General features: G+C 73.0%; 15 protein-coding genes. 9 read left to right on the top strand and 6 right to left on the bottom strand.

Annotated elements, in window-relative coordinates:
- Nucleotides 1–127 precede the first annotated feature (127 nt).
- Nucleotides 128–643: a MarR family winged helix-turn-helix transcriptional regulator gene (locus tag C5N14_RS20590; protein ID WP_117669762.1), complete on the top strand. Its 516-nt coding sequence runs from the start codon at nucleotides 128–130 to the stop codon at nucleotides 641–643.
- Nucleotides 644–876: 233 nt separating this feature from the next.
- On the top strand, nucleotides 877–1,746 hold the full coding sequence (locus C5N14_RS20585; RefSeq protein ID WP_117669761.1) for a hypothetical protein: 870 nt from the start codon (nucleotides 877–879) through the stop codon (nucleotides 1,744–1,746).
- Nucleotides 1,747–1,861: 115 nt separating this feature from the next.
- Here the strand turns inward: C5N14_RS20585 and C5N14_RS20580 are convergent, their stop codons facing one another.
- On the bottom strand, nucleotides 1,862–2,065 hold the full coding sequence (locus C5N14_RS20580) for a cold-shock protein (protein ID WP_117669760.1): 204 nt from the start codon (nucleotides 2,063–2,065) through the stop codon (nucleotides 1,862–1,864).
- 191 nt (nucleotides 2,066–2,256) lie between these two features.
- On the opposite strand from C5N14_RS20580, the gene C5N14_RS20575 reads away from it, so the two are divergent.
- Together C5N14_RS20575 and C5N14_RS20570 are read left to right on the top strand one after the other, a co-directional pair.
- Nucleotides 2,257–2,940 carry a methyltransferase gene (locus C5N14_RS20575; RefSeq protein ID WP_243639853.1) on the top strand — a complete coding sequence of 228 codons (684 nt, stop codon included), beginning with the start codon at nucleotides 2,257–2,259 and terminating at the stop codon, nucleotides 2,938–2,940.
- 96 nt (nucleotides 2,941–3,036) lie between these two features.
- Nucleotides 3,037–3,660, top strand: coding sequence for a DedA family protein (locus tag C5N14_RS20570; RefSeq protein ID WP_117669758.1), 624 nt, complete (start codon nucleotides 3,037–3,039; stop codon nucleotides 3,658–3,660).
- A gap of 473 nt (nucleotides 3,661–4,133) precedes the next feature.
- On the opposite strand, the gene C5N14_RS20560 is transcribed toward C5N14_RS20570, so the two are convergent.
- The 3 genes from C5N14_RS20560 to C5N14_RS20550 form a co-directional block, all read right to left on the bottom strand.
- The gene (locus C5N14_RS20560; RefSeq protein WP_128763614.1) at nucleotides 4,134–4,649 is read right to left on the bottom strand and encodes a hypothetical protein; all 516 of its coding nucleotides are present in this window, start codon (nucleotides 4,647–4,649) and stop codon (nucleotides 4,134–4,136) included.
- Between the two features lie 223 nt (nucleotides 4,650–4,872).
- Nucleotides 4,873–5,523, bottom strand: a complete 651-nt coding sequence (locus C5N14_RS20555) for an MBL fold metallo-hydrolase (protein ID WP_117669755.1) — start codon at nucleotides 5,521–5,523, stop codon at nucleotides 4,873–4,875.
- Between the two features lie 4 nt (nucleotides 5,524–5,527).
- Complete coding sequence (locus C5N14_RS20550; RefSeq protein WP_117669754.1) at nucleotides 5,528–6,244, bottom strand: maleylpyruvate isomerase family mycothiol-dependent enzyme; 717 nt, start codon at nucleotides 6,242–6,244, stop codon at nucleotides 5,528–5,530.
- Between the two features lie 179 nt (nucleotides 6,245–6,423).
- Between C5N14_RS20550 and rsgA the strand changes: the two genes are divergently transcribed.
- From rsgA to C5N14_RS20535, 3 genes are all read left to right on the top strand, one after another.
- Nucleotides 6,424–7,476: a ribosome small subunit-dependent GTPase A gene (gene rsgA, locus C5N14_RS20545; RefSeq protein WP_117669753.1), complete on the top strand. Its 1,053-nt coding sequence runs from the start codon at nucleotides 6,424–6,426 to the stop codon at nucleotides 7,474–7,476.
- A 527-nt stretch (nucleotides 7,477–8,003) separates the two neighbouring features.
- Entirely contained in the window at nucleotides 8,004–10,949 is a 2,946-nt protein-coding gene (uvrA, locus tag C5N14_RS20540; protein WP_117669752.1) for an excinuclease ABC subunit UvrA, read from the top strand.
- 221 nt (nucleotides 10,950–11,170) lie between these two features.
- Nucleotides 11,171–11,656 carry a Rieske (2Fe-2S) protein gene (locus C5N14_RS20535; RefSeq protein ID WP_117669751.1) on the top strand — a complete coding sequence of 162 codons (486 nt, stop codon included), beginning with the start codon at nucleotides 11,171–11,173 and terminating at the stop codon, nucleotides 11,654–11,656.
- Between the two features lie 48 nt (nucleotides 11,657–11,704).
- Here the strand turns inward: C5N14_RS20535 and C5N14_RS20530 are convergent, their stop codons facing one another.
- Nucleotides 11,705–14,941: a penicillin acylase family protein gene (locus C5N14_RS20530; protein WP_117669750.1), complete on the bottom strand. Its 3,237-nt coding sequence runs from the start codon at nucleotides 14,939–14,941 to the stop codon at nucleotides 11,705–11,707.
- Nucleotides 14,942–14,994: 53 nt separating this feature from the next.
- Here C5N14_RS20530 and C5N14_RS32295 point away from each other — a divergent pair, with 53 nt between their 5' ends.
- A complete protein-coding gene (locus C5N14_RS32295; protein WP_165878170.1) occupies nucleotides 14,995–15,153 on the top strand; it encodes a hypothetical protein in 159 nt (52 codons plus the stop codon).
- A 9-nt stretch (nucleotides 15,154–15,162) separates the two neighbouring features.
- Nucleotides 15,163–17,133, top strand: coding sequence for an excinuclease ABC subunit UvrC (uvrC, locus tag C5N14_RS20525; RefSeq protein WP_117669749.1), 1,971 nt, complete (start codon nucleotides 15,163–15,165; stop codon nucleotides 17,131–17,133).
- Nucleotides 17,134–17,341: 208 nt separating this feature from the next.
- On the opposite strand, the gene C5N14_RS32290 is transcribed toward uvrC, so the two are convergent.
- The gene (locus C5N14_RS32290) at nucleotides 17,342–17,491 is read right to left on the bottom strand and encodes a hypothetical protein (protein WP_165878169.1); all 150 of its coding nucleotides are present in this window, start codon (nucleotides 17,489–17,491) and stop codon (nucleotides 17,342–17,344) included.
- Nucleotides 17,492–17,696: the final 205 nt, after the last annotated feature.

The following is a 17,696-nucleotide window of genomic DNA, read 5'->3' as shown; positions in this document are numbered from 1 at the left end:
GGCCGACGCGCCGGTCACGAATAGCGTGCCTGTCGAGTATCTTGACAGGCGAGATTATCCGTCGCTCATCTATGCTGCAAGCGGAACCGGGACGGCGGGGGGAAACGACGGCGTGACAGCGCACGGCATGTATCGGCGACGCGAGAGCCGCCGCGACCAGCTCGTCGCCGAGATCGCCAACGACCTGCGCCGGTACTCCGTCGACGCCCAGCACATCGGGCACGCCTTCGCCGGGCTGCACGGGCTCAACCCCACCGACCTGCACGCCCTGATCGCCGTCATGGACGCCGAGCTGCTCGGCACGCCGATCACCCCGGGGCGGCTGGGTGAGCAGCTACAACTCTCCTCCGGCTCGGTCACCGCGCTGGTCGACCGCCTGGAGCGGGCCGGCCACATCCGGCGGGACCGGGACACCGCCGACCGGCGCAAGGTGTTCCTGCGCTACGCCGACCGGGGCGCCGCGCTGGCCATGTCGTTCTTCCAGCCGCTGGGCCGGCGGACCGACCAGGCGATGGCCGACTTCAGCGACGACGAGTTGGAGACCGTGCACCGCTTCATGGCGACGATGGTCACCGCGATGCGGGAGCACCGCGACGCCGTGCGCGCCGCCCGCCCCGACACCGCCCGGCGCCCGGCCGGCTGACCGTCCCGACTCCCACCGGCGCCCGGCCGGTACCGGGGTGACGGGACGTCTCCGCCCGGCCGGGCGGATCGTCCCCCATTCGGGAAAACAGGCCCCCGACCTGGTAAAACACCCGGATGTCCGGCTACCTTCGAGCCACCTGCCCGACGCCGTGCACCACCCGGCCGGGCTCACCCGGACCCAGGACCACGGGTCACCGCGGCTCGGCCACCCCGCTACCGGAAGGGGGCGCCATGACCCGGGCCCCGACGAACCTGCTGGCCGTCCGAAGTCTCCTGCTGGCCCACCTCGATCTCGATCCCGACGCCGCACGACCACAGGACCTCGAACCGGCCGAGGTCGGCATCGTCGGCGACGCCGACCACGCCGGCGGCTACCACTGCGGCTCCGACCGCGTCGTCGCCGGCGACTACTCGGTGGTCGAGTCGCCCCGGGACGCCACGGGGCTCACCCTCGACGCGTCCGCGCTGGACGTCGGCGGTTTCTCCGTCACCTCGGGCGGAGCCGTCCACGACCTGCGTTCCTTCTCCGTCTGGTGCGTCGCGCGGTGCGTCGCCGGAACGGACGACACCCGGGACATCCGCGAGATCATCTACTCCCCGGACGGGACCACGGTCCGACGGTGGGACCGGCTCGGGCGGCGCAGCACCGGCGACGCGAGCCACCTGTGGCACACCCACTTCAGCTTCTTCCGCGACTCGACCAAGGCGGGGCGGGACCAGACCCCGCTGTTCCGCCGTTACCTGACCACCATCGGTCTCCTGAAGGAGGACGACATGAGCGCCCAGGCCGAAAGCCAGATCAACAGCCTCTTCAACGCCGTGTTCAACGGCGGGTCCAGCATGGGCCGCCGGGTAGACCCGGACGGACCCGGCCCCGACCCGGAGTCCAACAGCGTCGTGGCCAAACTGGACTACACCATGTACCGCCTCGACACGGTGCTCTCGCAGCTCGTCGCCCTGTCCAACCGGGACTTCACCGACGAGCCGGCGATCGTGGCCGGCGTGCTCGCGTCACTGACCCCGGAGAAGATCGCCGCCGCCCTGCCGCCCAGCCTGGCGCGACAGGTGGCCGACGAGATCGCCCGGCGGTTGGCGGCCTGAGGCCACCGGCGGTGGACGGGCCCGGAGACACCGGCGGCACCGGGGCGGGCGATCCCGGGCCGGCGCGCGCTGTGGCGGCGGCCGGGTCCACCCGGCCGCCGCCACCGGCACGGAGCTAGATCGGACGGACGTTGTCCGCCTGCGGGCCCTTCTGCCCCTGGGTCACCTCGAACTCGACCTTCTGGCCCTCGTTGAGTTCCCGGTAGCCGCTCGTCGCGATGGCCGAGTAGTGGACGAACACGTCCGGACCTCCGCCGTCCTGCTCGATGAAGCCGAAGCCCTTTTCCGAGTTGAACCACTTGACCGTGCCGGTAGCCATGCATCTCTCCCTGTTCAAAGCGGGAGACCACCGACCGCCGGCCGATGATCGCCCTGTACCTCCCCGACAGTAACCGGCGAAACCCCGATCTGCTGGTCGAAGTGCCGCAGGGCGTGCCGGCAAAAAACTTCCACCGGCCACGCCGGGGGGAAACCCGCCCGGAGCGCGGGGCGCTCCGGCATGCTTGCCCGGTGAGGGGACCCGCAGCCGCCGCGCTGTCCGAGCTGGAACGCGAGGTCGGTGCGCCCGGGGACGGACTGGACCGGCTCCGGCTGGTCGCGGCCCCTTTCGTCCCCGAGATTCGGCTGCACCTCGCCGAGGACGCCATCGTCTGGTGGGCCCGGATGGAGGCCGCTTCCGGGCACGCCCTGCCGCCGCCGTACTGGGCGTCGGTCTGGGCCGGCGGGCAGGCCCTCGCCCGGCACCTGCTCGACCACCCGGAACTCGCGGCCGGCCGCCGCGTGCTGGACCTGGCCGCCGGCTCGGGCGTGGTGGCGATCGCCGCCGCGCTGGCCGGCGCATCCCGGGTCGTGGCCAACGACATCGACCCGTACGCCGTCGCCGCCGTCACGCTCAACGCCCGGGCCAACCGGGTCAGCGTCGCCGCCACCGGCGAGGACCTGCTCGACTCCGATGCCGGCGACGCGGACCTGCTGCTCGCCGGGGACGTCTTCTACGACGGGGAACTGGCCGGGCGGGTGCTGCCGTTCCTGCGCCGCGCCGCCGCCCGGGGCAGCCAGGTGCTGGTCGGCGACCCCGGCCGCGGCCACCTGCCCCGCGACCGGCTGGACCTGGTGGCCAGCTACCGGGTGCCCACCACCGAACCCGCCGTCGACACCCCGGTGCGCCGCGTCGAGGTGCTCCGCCCCCGCTGACGCCGCCTTCTCGGGGCCTACCCCGAGAAGGGGATCAGGGGTCGGTGGGGGATCGGACCCGATGCCCCACCGGACCGGGGGTCGTAGCGTACGGGCATGGTGGACTGGACGGCACAGGTCGGGGAGCTTCCCACCATCGGTCTGCTGGGGGCGCTCGGGGCGGTGATGCTCCTCGACGCCGTACCGCTGCTGGGGGTGCTGGTCCCCGGCGACGTCGCGGTCCTCGCCGCGGTCGGCGTCGGGCGGCCGGCGACCGGGGCGGCCACCGTCGCCGCCGTGGTGGCCGGCTGCCTGGCCGGCTGGTCGCTGAGCTTCCTCGCCGGCCGGCGGTACGGCGACCGGCTGCGGCACAGCCGCGTCGGCGGCTGGATCGGCGAGGACCGGTGGGCGGTGGCCGAGGCGGTCCTGCGCCGCGGCGGCGGCCGGATGGTGCTGGTCGCACCCTTCCTGCCGGTGCTCAACGCGCTGCTGCCGCTGGCCGCGGGCGGGCTGCGGATGTCGTACCGGCGGTTCCTGGCCTGCGCGGCGGCCGGCGCCGCGCTCTGGGCCGGCCTGTACGTGGCCGTCGGCACGGTCTCCCGGTCGCTGGCCGGGCTGCTGCCCGGCAGCGCCTCGCCGATGCTGGTCACCATGGCGGTCGGGCTGCTCCTGGCGGGCGTGGTGCTGCTCGTGACCCGGCGCGGGCTGCGCGCCGCCACCGCAGCGGCCCCGGCGGCCTGAGCCGCCGCCCGGGCCGGGCCGGCCGGGGGTGGGGTTCCGGCGTGCCGGCACGGGGCGGCGCGCCGGAACCGGAAGTCACCAGCCGCGGGCCCGCCGAAGCCGAGGCACGTCGCCGGCATCGGGAGATGCGACCCGCGCTGGAAGTGACAGTCGACATGAAGCGGACGCCGGACCCGGGGCTGTTGGTGGTGAAGCTGACCGGGCCGCGGGAGGTCGAACGTACGACTGGATTCGCGGCACCATCCGCGACGACAAGGAACGACCCCCGGCCCGGGCTGGCAGCGGCGTCACGCAGGAGCACCAGGTGTGGGGGGCCGTTCTGGTTCCGTCACATCATCGACGGGGGCAGCGAGGACAAGCGCACCGCTGAGCAGGGCGGGAAGGCGGTCACCGACAACTTCGCGAGGTGGAAGCACCAGACGGTTGCCAGGCAGGCCGGCCGAAGGTGAACACCTCCGGCCGGCCGGGCGGGCTTATGAACCCGCGATGCCGTGGACCAGGGCGCCACACTTCTCGTCGATGCCGTCCGCCCCCTTTCGTTCGCACACCTCCATCGAGACCCACTTGCCCGCTGGAACGTAGACATTGACCGGTGTGGAGCAGGTGCCGCTGCCGCCAGCGGCATGCCGTTCGATGGTCCCTCCGTCCTGCCACCAGATGTAGCCGACGGCGCGGCGGGCGTCACCAGCCCCGGCATCGCAGACCTGGAACGACGAGTACTGCCCGGTGTTGCTCCACGTCGCAAACCCGTAGCCGTTGCTGTAATCGTCGAGCGACTCGGCATACCAGCCTGACGCCGCCTGGGCGGCGGCCGGGGACGCCACCAGGCCGGTGACCGTGAGCACCATCGCCATCAGCACACCCCCGAACCAGCGTGACTTCTTCCGAATCATCCGCACACCTCCATCGATGACGACCGGAATGGTCGTCATCGACAATTGTCGTCGTCGAACATCGACGATGGAAGCTGTTCGAACGAACCCGAACAACTTCGAACGGTGCTGGTCTCCTCCGTGGTCAGGGGGCAGCCGCGGGAGACGGCGGGGCCGAGCAGCACAGCACGGGCGCGTTCGTACTTGCGGCGTAGCCGCTTCGCGTCATCGTCCGACAGCAACGCCAGCCGTGTGCCAACCGGCTCGATCAAAGCGGGGCCGGAAAGGGCGACGCCCGGGACTGGCGAAAGCCAACCCCGGGCGTCGTGAAACGCGTTCGCTACCAGCCGCGCGCCCGCCACTGGCCCAGCGACGGGCGTTCCGTGCCGATGGTCGAGTCCTTCCCGTGTCCCGGATAGAACCACGTCTCGTCCGGTAGCACGTCGAACAGCCGTGCCTCCAAATCGCCCATGAGCTGCGAAAACTCCTCCGGGCTTGTTGTCCTCCCAGGACCCCCAGGGAAAAGCGAGTCCCCGGTGAACAGGTGCGGGGTGCCGGCCGGGTCGCGGTAGAGCAGGGCGATCGAGCCCGGGGTGTGCCCCCGCAGGTGGATCACCTCCAGCTCGCGTTCGCCCACGGTCACGGTGTCGCCGTCGGCGAGGGTGTCCGCCTCGATCGGCAGGCCGGCGGCGTCGGCGGCGTGCACCAGCGGCCGGGCGCCGGTCTTGGCGACCACCTCCTCCAGGGCCACCCAGTGGTCCATGTGCTGGTGGGTGGTGACCACGGTGGCCAGGCCGGCGTCGCCGACCAGCTCCAGCAGCCGGGGGGCCTCGTTGGCGGCGTCGATCAGCAACTGCTCGCCGGTGCCGGTGCACCGCAGCAGGTAGGCGTTGTTGTCCATCGGCCCCACCGACACCTTCGTGATGGTGAGCCCGTCGAGTTCGCGGACGGCCGGAGGGCCGCCGGGGCTGACGTCTCCGCTGTAGGTCATGGTTCTACATCCATTCCGGTGGGTTCGGCAGGGGACCGTCGGGGGTGACGGCGAGCGTCCCGCCGACGCCGCGGCCGGTCAGCCAGGCGGCGAGCTCGGCGGCGGGGCCGGTGATCGTGGGCGCCGCCCCCGAGCCGCCGACGACCAGCTCGTGCTGGCTGCCGTCGAAGCGCAACACCATCGCCGGCGCGTCGGGCCGGCCGGACAGGCCGGTCGTGACCTCGTGCAGCAGCCGCTGGGCGAACGCCTCCGGCCAGTCGGTCGGCCGGTAACCGGCGGCGAGGTCCACGTGGTGCACCTCGATCTCGCGCAGCCGCCCCCAGACCAGCATGGCGGCCGGCCACGGGCCGCGCCGGGCCTGCACCGTGGCCGCCCACGCCTGCACCGGCATGGCGGCGACCGCCTCGGCGAACCGCTCCGCCGAGCGGCGCAGGTCGTCCAGGTGGGCGGCGGGCGGGCGGAACGCGCCGGCGGAGATGTCGGCGGCGCGGGCCGCGCTGCTGGCGTACATCGGGATGTGCTCGCCGGTGCGGGCGGCGGTGAGCAGGTTGACGAAGCCGTCGGCGTTGCGGGCCAGGTGGGTCAGCACGTGCCCCCGGGTCCAGCCGGGCAGCAGGGACGGCGCGGCGACGTCCGCACTGCCGAGGTCGGCCGCGGTGCGCAGCAGGCGGGCCGTGGCGTCGTCGAGGTCACCGGTCAGCAGCAGCGGATCCGCGGTCACGCTCCGACCCTAGCGGTCGGTGGCCCCCGGCGTCGCCGTGGAATTCGCTTTCGGCGCGTCGGCCCGCCCCTTACCGTCGGCGTCGTACGCGGCACCCGGGACGTCGGAGGAGGTGGTGCCCATGCCGGTCCTAGCACGCCAGTCGCGCCATGGTTCACCCCGACACCGGAGAGGTTCCGATGACCATCGATCTGACCGCCCTCGGCTGGGACGCCGAGCGGGCGGCCCACGTACGTAACCGCACCCACCAGCGGCCGGGCCGGGTGGCCCGGGTCGACCGCGGCGTGTGCACCGTGCTCGGCGCGGACGGCCCGGTCCGCGCCACCCTGGGCGCGGCGGTGCTGGCCGCCGCCGCCCGCGACCTGACCCGGCTGCCCTGCGCGGGGGACTGGGTGCTCCTGCACACCTGGCCGGACGGGCCGGTCACCGTCGAGGCCGTGCTGCCCCGGCGCACCGCGCTGGTGCGCCGGACCGCCGGCAAGGACGCCAGCGGGCAGGTGCTCGCCGCCAACCTGGACGCCGCCGCCGTCGTCGAGCCGGTGCACCCGGAGCCGGATGTCGCCCGCATCGAGCGGCTGCTCGCCCTGGCCCACGAGTCGGGCGCCACCCCGCTGGTGGTGCTCACCAAGGCCGACCTCGCCGCCGACCCGGCGGCGATCGCCCGGCAGCTCGCCGGGGTCGCGCCCGGGGTGCCGGTGCTGGCGGTCAGCGCCGAGCGGGGCACCGGCCTCGACCCGCTGCGCGCCCACGTCGTCCCGGGCCGCACCCTGGCCCTGCTCGGGCCGTCCGGGGCCGGCAAGTCGAGCATCGTCAACGCCCTGGCCGGGGCGGTGGTGATGCCCACCCAGGCGATCCGCCGGGTCGACGGCAAGGGCCGGCACACCACCACCTGGCGGGCGCTGGTCCCGGTCCCCGGCGGCGGAGCGGTGCTGGACACCCCGGGGGTGCGGGCGGTCGGCCTGCTCGACGGCGCGGTCGGGCTGGACCGGGCCTTCGCCGACATCGCCGAGCTGGCCACCGGCTGCCGGTACGCCGACTGCGCGCACGACGCCGAGCCGGGCTGCGCGGTCCGCGACGCACTCGCCGCCGGGGAGCTGACCGGCCGCCGGTACGACAGCTGGCGCAAGCTGCAGCGGGAGATCGCCGTCGAGAGCCGGCGCCGGGAGACCCGGCTGGCCGCCGAGCGCCGGGGCGGCTGGCGTGGCGGGCGCCGCCGGACGGGCCGTCCCTGAACTAGCGCCGGGGCGGCTGGCGCGGCGGGCGCCGGCGGACGGCCGTCCCTGCCCCGCAACGCCCTGGCGCGTCGAGGGCTACGCCCTGGCCGCGTCGAGGATCGGTCGTTGCCCGCTCGCATGATCGACTTCGGATCCGTGACATCGGGGCCTCCCGTGGCCTGAACACCGCCATGTCACCGACAAAAAGTCGATCATGCGAGCGGTGGCGGGTTGCCGTGACGCACAGTTGTCGTGGTGTCGCCCACCGGCGCGGGTGGGCGGGGCGCGCCACCGGTCGCCTCAGCGGGGGCCCACCGGCGGGCACCCGGTCGCTGGCGGCCCACCGGCGGCCCGAGAGGCGTCCAGCGCGACCGGTGTGAGCTGGGGGAATGTGTGGGCGCGGAAAGTTGTCGTACCCCGGGGCTAGAGTTGCCGAGGCGCTTCTTCTGCGCTCGCACAACCGCTCAGGGCCGTCCCGGAACCGCCCGGACCGCCCCGGAGCGGACAGATCCTCCTCGCCTTCTTCTCCCGGGAGTACACGGACCGTGGCCGACCGACTGATCATCCGTGGCGCGCGCGAGCACAACCTGCGTGACGTCAGTCTCGACCTGCCCCGGGACGCCCTGATCGTCTTCACCGGGCTCTCCGGCTCCGGCAAGTCGAGCCTGGCCTTCGACACGATCTTCGCCGAGGGGCAGCGCCGGTACGTGGAGTCGCTCTCCTCGTACGCCCGGCAGTTCCTCGGCCAGATGGACAAGCCGGACGTCGACTTCATCGAGGGCCTCAGCCCCGCCGTGTCCATCGACCAGAAGTCCACCTCGCGCAACCCGCGCTCGACCGTCGGCACCATCACCGAGGTCTACGACTACCTGCGGCTGCTCTACGCCCGGGTCGGCGAGCCGCACTGCCCGGTCTGCGGGGAGCGGATCTCCAGGCAGAGCCCGCAGCAGATCGTCGACCGGGTCCTGGCGATGGCCGAGGGCACCAAGTTCATGGTGCTCGCCCCGGTCGTGCGGGGCCGCAAGGGCGAGTACGTCGACCTGTTCGCCGAGCTCCAGGGCAAGGGGTACGCCCGGGCCCGGATCGACGGCGTGGTGCACCCGCTGACCGAGCCGCCGAAGCTCAAGAAGCAGGAGAAGCACACCATCGAGGTGGTGATCGACCGGCTCACTGTCAAGCCCAGCGCCAAGCGGCGGTTGACCGACTCGGTCGAGGCCGCGCTCGGGCTCTCCGGCGGCCTGGTGCTGCTCGACTTCGTCGACCTCGCCGAGGACGACCCCGACCGCGAGCGCCGCTACTCCGAGCACCTGGCCTGCCCCAACGACCACCCCCTGGCGATCGAGGACCTGGAGCCCCGGGTCTTCTCCTTCAACGCCCCGTACGGCGCCTGCCCGGAGTGCACCGGCCTGGGCACCAAGAAGGAGGTCGACCCGGAACTGGTCGTCCCCGACCCGGAGCGCAGCCTGCGCGAGGGCGCGATCCAGCCCTGGTCCACCGGGCACAACCTGGAGTACTTCCTGCGCCTGCTGGAGGCCCTCGGCGAGGCCGAGCACTTCGACGTGGACACCCCGTGGCGGGCGCTGCCGGCGCGGGCGCAGAAGACCATCCTGCACGGCTCCGGCGACCAGGTGCACGTGCGCTACCGCAACAAGTTCGGCCGCGAGCGCTCCTACTACACCGGCTTCGAGGGCGTGGTGCAGTGGATCGAGCGCCGGCACACCGACACCGAGTCGGAGTGGTCGCGGGAGAAGTACGAGGGCTACATGCGCGACGTGCCCTGCGCGGCCTGCGGCGGCGCCCGGCTCAAGCCGGAGGTGCTCGCGGTCACCCTGGCCGGCAAGAGCATCGCCGAGGTCTGCAACCTGTCCGTGGGCGAGTGCGCGGACCTGCTGGCCGGCATCGAGCTGACCGACCGGCAGAAGATGATCGCCGAGCGGGTGCTCAAGGAGATCAACGCCCGGCTGACGTTCCTGCTCGACGTCGGGCTGGACTACCTCTCCCTGGACCGTCCGGCCGGCACCCTCTCCGGCGGCGAGGCGCAACGCATCCGGCTGGCCACCCAGATCGGCTCCGGCCTGGTCGGCGTGCTCTACGTGCTCGACGAGCCGTCCATCGGCCTGCACCAGCGGGACAACCACCGGCTGATCGAGACCCTGGTGCGGCTGCGCGGCCTGGGCAACACGCTGATCGTGGTCGAGCACGACGAGGACACCATCCGCACCGCCGACTGGATCGTCGACATCGGCCCGGGCGCGGGCGAGCACGGCGGCCGGATCGTGCACTCCGGCTCGGTGCCCGCCCTGCTGGAGAACCCGGAGTCGGTCACCGGGGCGTACCTGTCGGGGCGCAGGCAGATCCCGACGCCGAGCCGGCGCCGGCCGCAGACGCCGGAGCGGGAGCTGGTGGTGCACGGGGCCCGGGAGCACAACCTGCGCAACCTGACCGTGTCGTTCCCGCTCGGCCAGCTCATCGCGGTCACTGGGGTCAGCGGCTCGGGCAAGTCGACGCTGGTCAACGACATCCTGCACGCGGTGCTGGCCAACCAGATCAACGGCGCCCGGCACGTGCCGGGCCGGCACACCCGGATCACCGGCCTGGAGCACGTGGACAAGGTCGTCGGCGTCGACCAGTCGCCGATCGGCCGCACCCCACGCTCCAACCCGGCCACCTACACCGGGGTCTGGGACCACGTGCGCAAGCTGTTCGCCGAGACCACCGAGGCCAAGGTCCGGGGGTACGGGCCGGGCCGGTTCTCGTTCAACGTCAAGGGCGGCCGGTGCGAGGCGTGCTCTGGCGACGGCACCATCAAGATCGAGATGAACTTCCTGCCCGACGTGTACGTCCCGTGCGAGGTCTGCAAGGGCGCCCGGTACAACCGGGAGACCCTGGAGGTGCACTACAAGGGCAGGACCGTCTCCGACGTGCTGGAGATGCCGATCGAGGAGGCCGCGGAGTTCTTCTCCGCCATCCCGGCCATCCACCGGCACCTCAGGACGCTGGTCGACGTGGGCCTGGGCTACGTCCGGCTGGGCCAGCCCGCGCCGACGCTGTCCGGCGGCGAGGCGCAGCGGGTCAAGCTCGCCTCCGAGCTGCAGAAGCGCTCCACCGGCCGGACGGTCTACGTGCTGGACGAGCCGACCACCGGCCTGCACTTCGAGGACATCCGCAAGCTGCTGATGGTCCTGGAGGGCCTGGTCGACAAGGGCAACACCGTCATCACCATCGAGCACAACCTCGATGTGATCAAGACGGCCGACTGGCTGATCGACATGGGCCCCGAGGGCGGCCACCGGGGCGGCACCGTGCTGGCCACCGGCACCCCGGAGGAGGTCGCCGAGGTGCCCGAGAGCCACACCGGCCAGTTCCTGCGCCAGGTGCTCAGGCTCGACGGCGAGGCCAAGGGCGCGAAGGCGGCCACCGGCCGGGCCGCGAAGGCCAACGGCACCACCCGCCCCCGGTCGGGCCGGAAGGCCACAGCCGGGACCCGCTGACCCCCCGGCCCGGCCCGGCGGCGCGGCGGACTCCCGGCGACGGGCGACCGCCGCAGGTGAGTCGGGCGGGGCCGGCGACGGCGATCTCGTCGGGTCCGCCGGCGGCGGCCGGCCCGGAGCGATCACGGTGGTCGATTCGTTGAACCGGCAGGCACCGTGGTCCGTGGACAGCTGGTGTGGCCGCGGCTGGTGGGCGGCGGCAGTCGAGAGAGAGGCCAGACATGAGTGACGAGCAGGCGCAGACTCCTCCGGGCACGCGGACGCGCCGCACCCTCCTCGCCGGTGCCGGCGCGGTGGGCGCGGCGGTCGTCCTGTCGGCCTGCGGGAGCGCCGACGACACCGACGGCGGCTCGGCCCCGACCAGCGGCGGACCGGGCGCGACCGGCACGGGCGACGCCGAGGGCGGCAACCGGGACTCGTCGGCCCCGCTGGCCCGCACCGCCGACATCCCGGTCGGCGGCGGCGCGGTGTACGCCAGCAAGGGTGTGGTGATCACCCAGCCCGAGGCCGGCACGTTCAAGGGCTTCGACCCGATCTGCACCCACCAGGGCTGCCCGGTGTCGAACGTCGACGGCGGCACCATCAACTGCACCTGCCACAACAGCAGGTTCTCCATCACCGACGGCTCGGTGAGGCAGGGTCCGGCGACGAAGCCGCTGGCGGCCAAGGAGATCAAGGTCGACGGCGACCAGATCAGCCTCGCCTGACGGCGACGGCCGGCACGGATCGCCCGTGCCGGCCGCCGTCGCAGGGGGTCAGTGGGCGTACACCGACATCTCCCACAGCGAGAAGCCGTAGGTGGTGGCCCGGGTCAGGCCGCGCATCCGTACGTACCGGGCGGTCTCGGTCGGGAACGCCGCCACGTCGGTGCCGCCGTCGCCGGCCGTGGTCGACCAGGCCGTGCGCCAGGTGGTCCCGTCGGCGGACACCTCGATCCGGTACGACCGGGCGTATGCCGACTCCCAGGCCAGCACCACCCGGCCCACCGCTCGGGCGGAGCCCAGGTCGACGGTGAGCGTCTGGTCGTCGTTCCAGGAGCTGGCCCACCGGGTGCCGAGGTCCCCGTCGACGGCCTTCGCGGCGGCGTAGCCGAACTGGCTGCTCGACGCGGCCACCGACCGGCCGGCGGCGAGGTTGGTCACGTCGTCGCCGCGCTTCGCGGGGAACGAGACCACCTGCTGGAAGGTGGGCCGGTTCTGCCAGGCGATCGTGGCGTGCTTGATCCCGCCCAGCGGCGACTGGACGATCGCGTCGGCGCACCACTGGTCGCCGGCCGAGCAGGTGGCGTCGCCGGGGTAGACCTGTGCGGCCGGGGTGGCCGCCGCGCCGCGCAGCGTGTCGAGCAGTAGCTGCCGGCACCCGGCGAGGGTGCCGCCGCCGCAGTACGTGCGGCCGAGGCCGCCGGCGACCGGGTCGCCGAGCACCGCGCGCAGGTCCTTGTCCACGTAGCCCCACCAGCCGTACTGGAACGACGAGCCCTTGTGTGACTGGGCCTCGCTGGCCGACGTGGCCAGGCTCGACACGTCGCCCTGCTGGTGCCCGGACGGGGACTCGTTGATCTGGAGGGTGTTGACCAGTGCCTGGTAGAGGTCCGGGCCGAGCGGCGCGGAGAACATCCCCCGGACCAGCAGCGGCCACCAGGCGTCGAACGTGCGGATCGCGTCGGCGTGCCGGTACACCTTCGAGCCCTTGGCCGTCTCGACCCGCAGCGCGCCGTCCTGCCGCCACGCCTTCAGCCGGCCGATCTCGGCGGCCAGCGCGGCGTCGCCGACGGGCTGGCTCTCCAGCACCCGGATCAGCTCGTCGAGCACCTCGACCCCGCGCAGGTCGGTCAGCCCGGCCTGCTCCACGAGGCTGGTCAGCGACGCCCGGTCGAACTTCTTCCCCGTCGCGATGGCCGCCTTGAGCGGCCGGTCGAGCAGGTTGCCCCGGTGCACCGCGCCGAAGCTGAAGTTGCCGTCGGCCGCCCCGAAGTCCTTGGCCTGCTTGTTGTTCCAGCTCACGTAGTAGTCCTGGTTCACCGACCGGGGATGGGCGGCCAGCGGGGCGTACGTCGCGGTGTTCGTCGCCGGCTGGTAGCCCTGCCACTCGTACGCGGCCTCGGCCTTCATCGGCAGGTTCGGGTTCGACCCGGCGGCCCGCACGGGGTTGAGCCCGGAGTTGAAGTACGCCGACTGGGTGGAGTTCACGTAGAACCAGTTGAACGCGTACTCGACGTTGTTCGCCGAGGCGGTGAAGGCGTCGGCGGAGCCCATCTGGGTGGGGTCGTTGAACATCTGGAAGCCGATCGCGGAGTCGGCCTCGTGCCGGTAGGTGGAGCGGAGCTGGGTGAACGCGTGCGGCCGGCCGCCGACGGTGCCGCGCCAGGCGACCAGGCCGAGCTTCGTGCGCCAGGCGGTGAGCTTGTACGACCCGACGGGCGTGCTGTCGGCCGCCGTCGGGCTCCACTTGTTGGTGTGCGCGAGCTGCTCCATCGCCAGGCACTGGCCCCGGTACAGGTAGTGGTCGCCGGTGAGGGTGGGCGCGCTGCCGTCGGTGGTGCACAGCGGCACCGCGTACGTGTCGGTGATGTCGTGGGTCGACGAGGTGGCGCTCCAGGCGTAGTCCTGGCCCCGGCCGAGCAGCACGTAGAGGTTCAGGCCGGCGAACGCGGCCCCCCGGGCGCTGATCCCGGGCCCCTGCAACTCCTGGATCATCAGGAGCTGGGGGGAGAAGTAGCCGGTCTGCGGGCCGAACACGGCGACCGGGTGGCCGGTCGCGGAATGGGCGCCGGAGACCAGGGCCGCGTTGGACATGCCCCGGTGCGCGGGGTCGATGGTCAGCCCGGACAGCGCGGCGGCCAGCTCGGAGCCGCGGCCGGCGGTGGCCGTGCTGGTGGCGGAGCCGGTGGGGTCGGTGAAGATCGGCTCGACCCTGGCGGACCCGGCGTCGGGCAGCGCCACGCTGGCCGCGTCCGGGGAGGCCGACCCGTACGGGAAGCTCTGCCCGTCGTGCAGGGTGAGCACCGCCTCCGGGTCGTTCTGGTTGCGGAAGGCCGACCACACCTTGTCGCCCTCGGCGGGGCCGTAGCGGGCCCGGGCGGCGATCCGCACCAGCGCGGACTGCATCTCGGTGCCGCCCCCGCCGCCGAACAGGCCGCCGACCACGCCGGCGATGGCGATCAGGTCGGTCATCCGGAACGGCTCGGGTCCGCCCTCGTTGGTGATCGCGTCGAGGTGCCCGGTCAGCACGTACTCGCCGGGGCAGTTGCGGTTGGCCATGCAGACGCCGATGTAGGCGTTGATGCCGGCGATGTACTCCTGCACGTCGGCGTAGAGCTGCTCGCCGCGCGGGCCCTTCGCGCGCAGCGCGTCGACCTGGGTCTGCAGGTCCGCGTCGGTGTACGGCGAGTTGCGCCAGACGCTCTGCTCCAGGGCCCGGTTGCCCGGCGCCCCGCCGGCGAACGGGGTGAGGGTGCCCCGGCCGACGTGGCGCAGCAGGTCCATGGTGAACAGCCGGTCCTCGGCGCCGGCGTACCCGGCGCCGTACATGGTGCCGCCGCGCGTGGTGCCGGTGACGTGCGGCACGCCGGTGGCCCTGTCCCGGACGATGCGCACGTCGGAGCGGGGCGAGTAGTCGCGTTCGACCTGTCCGGCCGGGACGCCGAACGAGGCGTCGTTGAAGAAGTTGCCGATCTGGTCCTCGCGCAGCCCGGCGTAGCCGTAGACCAGGTCGGCGTAACGGCCGAGCTGGTCGGCGGAGTGCCGGGGCAGGGTGCCCAGCGTCTGGTTGGCGAGGATCTCGACCAGGGTGGCGTCGCCGTTCTGGCCGGGCGGCACGATGTCGCCGCACTCGCCCAGGCAGTAGTCGTTGGCGGCGAACGCGGTGGCGGCGGCGGTGGCCGGCGCGCCCACGGCGGGGGGCGGGGCGGGGGAGGCGACCAGCAGGGCCGCGACTCCGACGGCGGCGGTCGCGCCGGCCAGCAGGCGGCGCGTGGTGGTGGGACGGGGCATGGTGATCCTCCGGGGGGTGGGGATCATGGTGCGGGACGGGTGCCGATCATTACGTGAAGAACATTCAGTTACCGGATGGTAACCTCCGCGCCTCGGTATTGGAAGACGTCAATCGACATGTCACCCGCCGGCCGTCCGCCGGCTTCTTCGGCCGCGCCGGGAGCGAGGTCGACCAGCTCGGCGTGATCTGGGCTGTCGGGCCCAGCGACTAGTCTTCAGGCGTGGCTGATCCCTCCACCTACCGCCCCGCGCCCGGCACGATCCCCGAGTCCCCTGGGGTCTACCGGTTCCGCGACGGCACCGGCCGAGTGATCTACGTCGGCAAGGCGAAGAACCTGCGCAGCCGGCTCAGCTCCTACTTCGCCGACCTGTGGGGGCTGCACCAGCGCACCCAGCAGATGGTCACCACCGCCGAGGCGGTCGACTGGGTCACCGTCGGCACCGAGGTCGAGGCCCTCCAGCTCGAATACACCTGGATCAAGCAGTACGACCCCCGGTTCAACGTCCGCTACCGCGACGACAAGTCGTACCCGTACCTCGCCGTCACCGTCGACGAGGAGTTCCCCCGGCTCCAGGTGATGCGCGGCGCCAAGCGCAAGGGGGTGCGCTACTTCGGGCCGTACTCGCACGCCTGGGCCATCCGCGAGACCCTCGACCTGCTGCTGCGGGTCTTCCCGGCACGCACCTGCTCGGCCGGGGTGTTCAAGCGCGCCGGCCAGGTCGGCCGCCCCTGCCTGCTGGGCTACATCGGCAAGTGCTCCGCCCCCTGCGTGGGCAGCGTCTCCGCCGAGGAGCACCGGCACATCGTCGACGGCTTCTGCGACTTCATGGGCGGGCGCACCGACACCATGGTCCGCCGCCTCGAACGCGAGATGACCGAGGCGAGCGAGGCGCTGGAGTTCGAGAAGGCCGCCCGGCTGCGCGACGACGTCGCGGCGCTGCGCCGGGCCATGGAGAAGCAGACCGTGGTCCTCGGCGACGGCACCGACGCCGACGTGGTCGCGTTCGCCGACGACCCCCTGGAGGCCGCCGTCCAGGTCTTCCACGTCCGCGACGGCCGGGTCCGGGGCCAGCGCGGCTGGGTGGTGGAGAAGACCGAGGACCTGACCACCGGCGACCTGGTGCACCACTTCTGCACCCAGGTGTACGGCGGAGAGCAGGGCGAGGCCGACGTGCCCCGCGAGCTGCTGGTGCCCGCCCTGCCCGCCGACGCCGACGCGCTGGCCGACTGGCTGTCGGGCCGCCGGGGCAGCCGGGTGTCCCTGCGGGTGCCGCAGCGCGGCGACAAGCGGTCCCTGCTGGAGACGGTGGAGCGCAACGCCAAGGACGCGCTGGCCCGGCACAAGCTCAAACGGGCGGGCGACCTGACCACCCGCAGCCAGGCGCTCGACGAGATCAGCGACGCGCTCGGCATGCGCACCGCGCCGCTGCGCATCGAGTGCTTCGACGTCTCCCAGATCCAGGGCACCGACGTGGTGGCCAGCATGGTCGTCTTCGAGGACGGCCTGCCCCGCAAGGGCGAGTACCGCCGGTTCATCGTCCGGGGCGCCACCGACGACCTGTCCGCCATGTCGGAGGTGCTGCGCCGCCGCTTCGCCCGCTACCTGGAGGCCCGCGCCGAGACCGGCGAGCTGGGGGAGGAGACCGCGTCCGACCCGGACCGGCCGGGCATCGACCCGACGACCGGGCGGCCACGAAAGTTCGCGTACCCGCCGCAGTTGGTGGTGGTCGACGGCGGCGCGCCGCAGGTCGCGGCGGCGGCCCAGGCCCTCGCGGAGCTGGGCATCGACGACGTGGCGCTGTGCGGCCTGGCCAAGCGGCTGGAGGAGGTGTGGCTGCCCGACGACGAGTTCCCGGTCATCCTGCCGCGCACCTCCGAGGGGCTCTACCTGCTGCAACGGGTGCGTGACGAGGCGCACCGGTTCGCCATCACGTTCCACCGGGAGCGCCGGTCCAAGCGGATGACGGAGTCGGCGCTGGACGGCGTGCCCGGCCTCGGCGAGGTGCGGCGCAAGGCGCTGCTGCGCCACTTCGGCTCGCTCAAGCGGCTCGCGGCGGCGTCGGTGGAGGAGATCACCGAGGTTCCCGGCGTCGGCCGGCGCACCGCCGAGGCGATCACCGCCGCGCTCAACCCGCCCCCGGCCACACTGGCCTCCGCGACACCCGAGGCAGACACGCTCAGTGACGCCTAGTGATCTGTCTCGAAGATGTCGGGTGTGGACATTCCCGGTTTGCACACCGGCGCCGGCGCGATCGGTGTCCTGGCTACTGTCGCCCATTCCGTGATCGCCCTCGCCGATCCGCCCGCCAAACGGGCACCCTCGGCGACGCGGCCCGCCAGGCCACCCACAGGAGGCGGGTGGCCGTCGTGCTCAGCCTGGTGTGCAAGCTACTGCCCCGTCATGCAGCCTTGAACGGGTAATCCGGGTGCCGGATCTTGGATTCGGTGGCGAATCCGGTGGTCAGTTCGGCCTGGTCGGCGGTGCGCCAGGCTGGTTGGCGGTGCGCCAGGCGGCTGGCCTTCCACGTCTTGGTGGCCTGCCACGACATCCCACGTTCGTGCGGGACACGTCGGATCGTCTCGATGCTGATCGCCGTGACGTAGCCGACCTCGACGAGGTAGTCGCACAGCCTGGCAGGCGGCCAGCAGGAGGACGGCCGGCCGGGTCCTCGGTCTCCTTCGACAGCGCCACGGTCGCCCGCCGCAGCGCTTTAGCCGGACCCTTCTACCCACCGGCCACCACCCCCACAGCTT

Origin of the sequence: Micromonospora sp. MW-13 (assembly GCF_003434305.1) — a bacterium.
Classification (GTDB): Bacteria; Actinomycetota; Actinomycetes; order Mycobacteriales; family Micromonosporaceae; genus Micromonospora.
This window is presented reverse-complemented; position numbering and strand designations above follow the sequence as displayed.